We start from the raw sequence: 7,173 nt of genomic DNA, 5'->3' as shown, positions 1-7,173 counted from the left end.
CGTGATGCTATATCTGCCCATTCTTGTAACTTTTTCATGCCTTCTCTTATTCCCCAATCAAAGACCTGAATCCTTACGTATCTGTATCGTTACAAATATATAGGCAAGCGAGCATGATACTCGCATTCCTAAAAAATGCTTTTTACAACATGGGATGTTCTCAGTTTGGTGGAAACAATAAATATTTAAGTTTTTGTTTCAATCTCCCAAATCCCGGCTAATTTATTTAGAATCTTTTGGGCTAATTGTTGGCGGTGTAAATCTGCGGAGATAACTTTTTCTTCTCGACCAATTTCTCCCATAAAAGCCTGTTGTTCAGCAGAAGACTCAACTATTTGATGATGAGGATTAATAGGAAGACTACCGACTAATACATCTGCTCCTGCATACCGCCATTTAATGGGTTTAGTAGTTCGGTAAATGCGCTCTAATTGAGCGATAATTTCGGAAAAATTTTGTGTTTCTAAGAGTTGTCGCACTTCTACGGCTACTGGATCGTCACTTCTCAAAAACTGATTTCCTAATTCCAGACGATAGAGATGATCGATCAGAGCATCTAAGTTTTGGATCTCTGCAATCTGGATCTGGCTTGGCAACGGAGAATTATCCAGTGATGGGGTAAATCCTAGCAGTTTCCCTGAGTCTAATTTTTCGCCAAATTCAACTATTACATAGCCGATTCTGTCTTCTATGGCTGCTGGTGGAACTACGATCGCACTTTCTCCAAACCAAACCGGGCGGCATTCTAATTTACCCATCCCTGGTAACACCAAATCAGCAATATCCCACTGGGCACGGACGACTGGATGCCAACTATCGCCTTGAATTAAATCGGGTTCGTAGGCTTGCCATTTGAGGTAACTATAGACAACATAAACTGCTAAAGTATTCACATAAACTCGTTTGGCAGCCTCATGCTTTGTCAATTCAGGAGCGAGTTGCAGAGTTTCGGCCGCAAATTTTCGAGCGGTGCGGTGAGCCTCAGTACCTAGTGGAACTGTCAATAGCGTTGGGTTTGTGCTTTGCATAATTTAATCCTCTCTTGTGTATCCTAGCTCTAATGCGATCGCTTGGAGCAAGGGGCGACAGTTCCTTTCCCAGTGTGATTTTAGAGTTTGGTAGTTGATGTTAAATTCTTTGGCGATCGCAGTAAACTTGTCAGGGGTGGTTTTAAACAGCACCTTTAATGTGAGAACTTGACAGTTACACTCTGGATGATTTTTAGGATGACAGGAGCGAAATTTCCCATCGGGGTCTTCTTGGACGTATTGTTCTAGCTGTTGAATAATATTCTGATAATTTTCTTGCTCTAAAAGTGCTATATAGCCATCCAAACCACTGCGGGTAGGAGTAGAAAAACTTGTTTCTGAAAGCACATCCAGCAACGCGGTTGTAGTATCTGAGCCTCCTATGAGGGCATCTAAACTGTAGGTGGGCGGTTGAGAAGGTAAATTCAAATCCTTAATGCGCCACTCTAGGTAACTATTTATCCATTGTCGCAGTCGTCTTGACACATTCGGATCGCTAAGCTTGAAGTTCGAGCAAATGCTTTTGTTCACCCATACCCAGGTTTTATTTAAGGCGTCTAAATAATCGGGATGTGCAGATCGCAGTAGTCCGGGAAGTTCCTGCAGTTCGGCGAGCAATCGGTTCATCGCTTTGCGCCTTTGGGAGCTGTTTTGGGGATACTCGCATACCTCCTCAATTAGTTGGCGCAGCATTTGATCCATGGGTGTTACATTAATTATTTGAGTTCTAAAATCATTGTTGCACCGCTTGGAGATTCTCCGCTAACCAGAGGATGCTCTGTGTTCTGCGTGCACCCGAAAGTTAGAGTTAGATCGTGTCCGATCGATTAACCATAATATCCCGGTCGGGGCGGGTTTTTGAGATTGTCCATTATTGGCAGGTATTGTTGGCTCACGGGCCCTTACAAAAATCGCGATCGCTCGACTAGACATGATATTATATCAATTGCGGTTTGCACTCCTCATGACTGTTAATTGTTGATTCGGGGTAGCCAAACTGAATGATAGTTGAGTGTTGAATGTTGACTCGATTTTAGGCCCGACGATGAAGCGCGGACTTGATATGACTGATTTCAGATTAATTCAAATGTCGATCGATCGTCACAATCGAAACTGGCCGCAACGCATCAAAACGAGTTGAATTCCCCCCAGCCACAGAACGAGATAACTGCACTTGCACGATTCGGTAACTCCAGTGCGGTTCCCGGCGCACCCGATCGCCCATCCAGCTCAAAACAGTAGCAATATCCTCAAAAGCATCCAAAGCCAACACGATCGAGCCTCCAGGGAGCAGCCGCAGCGCGCAAACACCCAAAATTTTAGTCAACCCTCCGCCACTGCCGCCAATAAAAATCCGGTGCGGAGGACGCAAGCGGTGCAAAATTTCCGGGGCGGTTCCGTGAATCGAAAACACATTTTGCAGCCCAAAACGGCCATAGTTGAACTCGATCGCCGAAGTACCAGAAACCGTTTGTTCGATCGCATAAACCTCAGACTGCGGGAATAAACGAGCAATCTCGATCGACACAGAACCGTTACCAGCACCCACATCCCAGACAACTTGTCCCGGTTGCAAAGCCAATTGTGCCAAAACCAACACCCGCACTTCCCGTTCAACCGTCAAACCCGGCTTATCTCCACAACCGATAAAAGCTGCATCCGGTATTCCCAACAAAGGCAACTTTTCCAAATCCAAAGGTTCCGTCCCCGGCGGGGGTTCCCGCAGCATCACCACCACGCTCAGCGGTGCAAAAGACTCTCCCAGCAAAGCTTCCAGAGACTTGGGGCTTACCCGTTCCTCGGCAGCCCCCAAATTTTCGCAAACCCAAAACTTGTAGCGTGTCGGCAAATCTAGAGCTTTCACCAAACTTGCCAGTAAAGCCGGAGTATGAGCTTCGTCCGCCAGCACCGCAATCTTCTCCACACCGAGCTTCAGCTTCGCCGTCAGCTCCTCAAAATAGCGTCCTTGAGAGCCTACACAATGAGCATCTTGCCAAGGGATTCTCAAGCGGTTAAAAGCCAACTGCACAGAACTGACATGGGGGTGAAAAGTCAATTTTTCTGCAGGCAATTGGGAAATTAACAACTTTCCCCAGCCGTAGAACAGCGGGTCGCCGGCCACTAAAATTACGATCGGTCGATCGCGGGGTTCCACCGTCCCTGCAGAGGGTTCTAATTCCGGTTCAGTCGCCCACCAGCGCCGAATTTCCAGAATTGCTTCGGTCAAATCTTCCAACGCCCAGCGCTCTCCGTCGTGCTGGGGAAAATAGCTCAAATGGCGATCGCTCCCTATGAGCAAAGCGGCCATTTCTACAACCTGCCGCGCCGATTCGCTCAGCCCCGCAGCTCCATCTAAACCTATACCAACAACGTGTACTGTCACTTTTTAAGCAAAAAGTAAAAAACCAGAATTACTGATTTTTCCTGGTTTTTCATAAATTGTTTCCTTGACTTTAATGTCAAACAAAAATAATTAAAGCATTTAGGATCGTCAATTAAATAATTTCCCTTTTTTCTTGTGGGATGGGCGTCCCGCCCGTCCCCGATAGACGGGCGGGACGCCCATCCCACAACAGTCATGAAAAGTGGATTTTATTTAATTCTGATCCCTTAATAGCCAATATCCTGACTATTGTCACAGGGGAGAGGGGGAGAGGGGGCGAAAGAGTGGGAGATGGGAAGAGTGGGAGATGGGAAGAGTGGGAGATGGGAAAAAATCTTCCTTCTTCCTTCTTCCCTCTTCCTTCTTCCTTCTTCCCTCTTCCTTCTTCCCTCTTCCTTCTTCCTTCGTTAAAACTCAAAAACAGGCCATTCCGGTTGCCGGAGATAGGTGGTCATGTCGTCAAACTTCCGCAGTTCCACTCGGTTTACGGACAGTTCTTGCGGCGTGTCCAGCCATTGCTCGTTTAACTCTGACAGCAAAGCGCACAAGCGAGCGCGGTCAAGGTTCGGCCCGATGTCCCCAAAATAACCCAGAGTAATGTGTGCCGTGAAATGATATTGCTGTTCAATTCCCAAAGCCATTAAATCGGGATTTTGATAGATCGATCGGCGAAACTCCAGAATTTGCTTGTAAGAGTTTTCGTCCGTCGGTGCCAAACAAACACCCACAGCTCTAGTCATCACCATCAACCCCAGCACTATCCAGCGAATGGGAGCGCCGCCCGCCAAGGGTTTACAGGCGGCAAAACGATCGGCCATGCGCGAGCGCAGTTGCTCCTCAAATTCGGGATTTTTATCAGAGGCATCTCGAAAAGCGCTGCTCCAAATCAAATCGGCTACGGTTAAATGGAAGGTATCAGGAGGCAGTGCCACGATCGCACCTTCCGCTATTTCCTGCAATAGCCGTTGTTGGATCGAGTGCAAATTACTATACAATGCAGCATTTTCTGCATCTTCCCCCGCAGGGGGCGTAATCACCGAATAACCTGGAAAAGGTACAGGATTTCTCCGGCCTGCTTCGTCGGGCTTAAATTTTGGAGATTCCTGAATGTGTTCCACCTGGGACTTGTAGGAGTCCAGCAGCGTCATTCGCGCCACCCGATTTACGTAAGCTTGATAAGTATCATCCAATCTTGATTTCCTCGCGGTGACATACTCCCACACCAAATTTTATATTATGGCGCGGGCTTCCAACAGCCCTATTCAGGATATGTTGGACAAGCCTCGCCTGCAACTCTGATTTTTTTGGCTAGTGAGCGTTTATGCAAATTTACCTGTTTTGGGGGGAAGACGACTTTGCGATGGCGCAGGCTGTGACAAGTTTGCGCCAAACAGTCCTCGACCCCAACTGGGCTAGTTTTAACTATGACAAAATTATTGCCGATTCCGCCGGATCTGTGGTCGAAGGGCTCGATCGAGCCTTAACGCCGCCCTTCGGTACCGGCAGCCGTTTTGTCTGGCTGGCAAATACGACTGTAACGCAGCAGTGCTCTCCTGAACTGTTAGCCCAATTTGAACGAACACTGCCGGTAATTCCCCCTACCACCGTGCTGCTGCTGACATCCGTCAAAAAACCCGACAGCCGGCTCAAGTCTACCAAGTTAATTTCCCAGTCCGCCCAAGTGCGGGAATTTTCACCGATTCCGCCTTGGAATGACAAAGAATTAGCCCAGCGGGTGCGCCAAGTCGCGGGCGAAATGAACGTAAAATTGACCGCCACAGCGATCGAACTTTTGGCCGAATCCATTGGCAGCGATACCCGCGGGCTATACAGCGAACTCGAAAAATTGCGACTGTTTGCGGGCAACCGCAGCCAACCTCTGAACCCGGAAGAAGTTGCAGCACTCGTGCACTGTCACGCCCAAAATACCTTCCAGCTAGCTGATGCGATTCGCGAGGGCAATACCTCCGCCGCTTTGGATTTACTGGCCGGCTTAACTGGCCGCAGCGAGCCTGGTTTGAGGATTGTGGCTGGCTTGACTGGTAAGTTTCGGATTTGGCTGTGGGTAAAGGCGATGATCCAAGCGGGCGATCGCGATGATAAAATTGCTCAAGCTCTCGATCTCGGCAATCCAAAACGAGTATACTATTTTCGGCAAGAAGTCAAGAATGCCAGCTTAGAAAAACTGCAAAAAAGTTTGCCTTTGCTCCTAGAGTTAGAAGCTTCTTTAAAGCGGGGGCGGGAAGAAAACTCAACCTTGCAAACCAAAGTTATAGAACTTTCTAGCTTGTTTCGCTGATGCGCGACAGGGCACAGGATCTGCCCCCTACTGTAAATTTTTACAACAAATTTCGATAGTGGCTATGTGCTTGATGCCCGATCGCAGGCCAAAAGGTCAATAGATACTAGAAATACTCTCAGAATGCCAAAGTAGAAGTTAATGTGGTAAATAAATATTGTCCGCCGAATGCCGATCGGTTAATATTATTTGCCGGCTCTCCACCCCCCCCAAAAAAAGAGCGCTACCCATGACACAACAGAACCCGCGGGAACTGCTCAAGCAAGGCGATCCAAAAGCGATCGCATCTAGCATCAACCGTACACTCAAACCCAAAGGCATCAACGCCGATGTGACGCGGGACAACGGCTGCCTCCACATAATTCTGGAGGCAGACAAAGTACCGGATCAAATGGTATTGGTCGATTTCATCCGCACCGGCATGACGAAGCTGGGACTCGAATCAATTCACACTGTAAAGGTTTACGGGCGTCGAACAGGTGACGGTGAGCCTGCGTGGGAAGATGAAATTGATCTGATGCCTGCAAATTCCATGCCTTACCCCTTGGATAGTGGAATGCCTGACGACTCTGTAGGTTTAGGTGATGTCGAGCCCGAAGAGGAAGACTATTATCAAGAAGGAGAATTCGATCGAGATGACGACGAGGAAGACGAAGACGAATACGAAGATGAAGCCCCGCCTCCGAAAAAACAATTTCCCAAATGGGTAATACCTGTGGGTATCTTAGTACCTCTGGCGGCGATCGCAGGGCTTTTCTTTACTAAAACTTTCCCCTTCGGCGACTCTAACCCAGAACCCATCGCCCCCGAAGCTGCTTCCCCTTCCCCGAAACCCGCATCTCCCCCTTCTAAAGCCGCTGCATCCTCGACCGCCGCATCTCCGGGCACCCCACAGGCAGCCTCCCCTGCACCAAAACCCGATCCCACTGCTACAGCGCCAGCAAGCCCAGCTCCAGCCTCACCTGCACCAAAAGCCGCCGCGCCTAAGCCTGACTCTTGGAGAGAAGCCGTTAACACAGCTCAGAAGGCAGCAATTTCGGCCCAGACGGCTCAGTCTCAAAATGAGTGGATCGCAGTAGCAAGCCAGTGGCAACAAGCGGTTAAGCTCATGAGAGCCGTACCGTCAACCAGCCCTAACTATCAAAAGGCTCAGCAAAAAGCGGCAGAATATCAGGCTAACCTGATTGTTGCCAACCGCAGGGCAGCAGCAGCGCCTTAAGAGTTTTGAGTTTTGAGTTGAATACTCGATGTGCTAAAAGTCAAAAGTCAAAAGCCAAAAGTAAAAAAACTTGTTTTTACTGAAAGCTTTCTTACTTTTGACTTTTTTCAATTTTATTAAAATTTCATTTAACTTTACCTATTGCTCTGACGGCGTGACAACCCCGTCAGCCTGGTTGCTAAGGATCGCGAATTAAATAACTTACAATTTTAATTGTTATTGTGGGATGGGCCTAAGAGCCCGT

The 7,173-nt window shown here is 48.2% G+C and carries 6 protein-coding genes; 2 read left to right on the top strand and 4 right to left on the bottom strand.

Going from position 1 to position 7,173, the window contains the following annotated elements; translation table 11 throughout:
• Window positions 1-185: 185 nt before the first annotated feature.
• The 4 genes from QUB26_RS25130 to QUB26_RS25115 all read right to left on the bottom strand — a co-directional run bounded on the left by QUB26_RS25130 (window position 186) and on the right by QUB26_RS25115 (window position 4,559).
• On the bottom strand, window positions 186-1,028 hold the full coding sequence (locus QUB26_RS25130) for a DUF1822 family protein (protein WP_333320178.1): 843 nt from the start codon (window positions 1,026-1,028) through the stop codon (window positions 186-188).
• 3 nt (window positions 1,029-1,031) lie between these two features.
• Window positions 1,032-1,730, bottom strand: coding sequence for a hypothetical protein (locus tag QUB26_RS25125; RefSeq protein WP_333320176.1), 699 nt, complete (start codon window positions 1,728-1,730; stop codon window positions 1,032-1,034).
• Between the two features lie 376 nt (window positions 1,731-2,106).
• A complete protein-coding gene (gene cbiE, locus QUB26_RS25120; RefSeq protein ID WP_333241755.1) occupies window positions 2,107-3,411 on the bottom strand; it encodes a precorrin-6y C5,15-methyltransferase (decarboxylating) subunit CbiE in 1,305 nt (434 codons plus the stop codon).
• A gap of 407 nt (window positions 3,412-3,818) precedes the next feature.
• Complete coding sequence (locus tag QUB26_RS25115; RefSeq protein ID WP_333241767.1) at window positions 3,819-4,559, bottom strand: DUF1868 domain-containing protein; 741 nt, start codon at window positions 4,557-4,559, stop codon at window positions 3,819-3,821.
• Window positions 4,560-4,732: 173 nt separating this feature from the next.
• On the opposite strand from QUB26_RS25115, the gene holA reads away from it, so the two are divergent.
• The gene (gene holA / locus QUB26_RS25110; protein WP_333320173.1) at window positions 4,733-5,710 is read left to right on the top strand and encodes a DNA polymerase III subunit delta; all 978 of its coding nucleotides are present in this window, start codon (window positions 4,733-4,735) and stop codon (window positions 5,708-5,710) included.
• A 229-nt stretch (window positions 5,711-5,939) separates the two neighbouring features.
• Window positions 5,940-6,929 carry a hypothetical protein gene (locus tag QUB26_RS25105; RefSeq protein WP_333320171.1) on the top strand — a complete coding sequence of 330 codons (990 nt, stop codon included), beginning with the start codon at window positions 5,940-5,942 and terminating at the stop codon, window positions 6,927-6,929.
• Window positions 6,930-7,173: the final 244 nt, after the last annotated feature.

Origin of the sequence: Microcoleus sp. B4-C1, assembly GCF_036705285.1 — a bacterium.
Classification (GTDB): domain Bacteria; phylum Cyanobacteriota; class Cyanobacteriia; order Cyanobacteriales; family Microcoleaceae; genus Microcoleus.
This window is presented reverse-complemented; position numbering and strand designations above follow the sequence as displayed.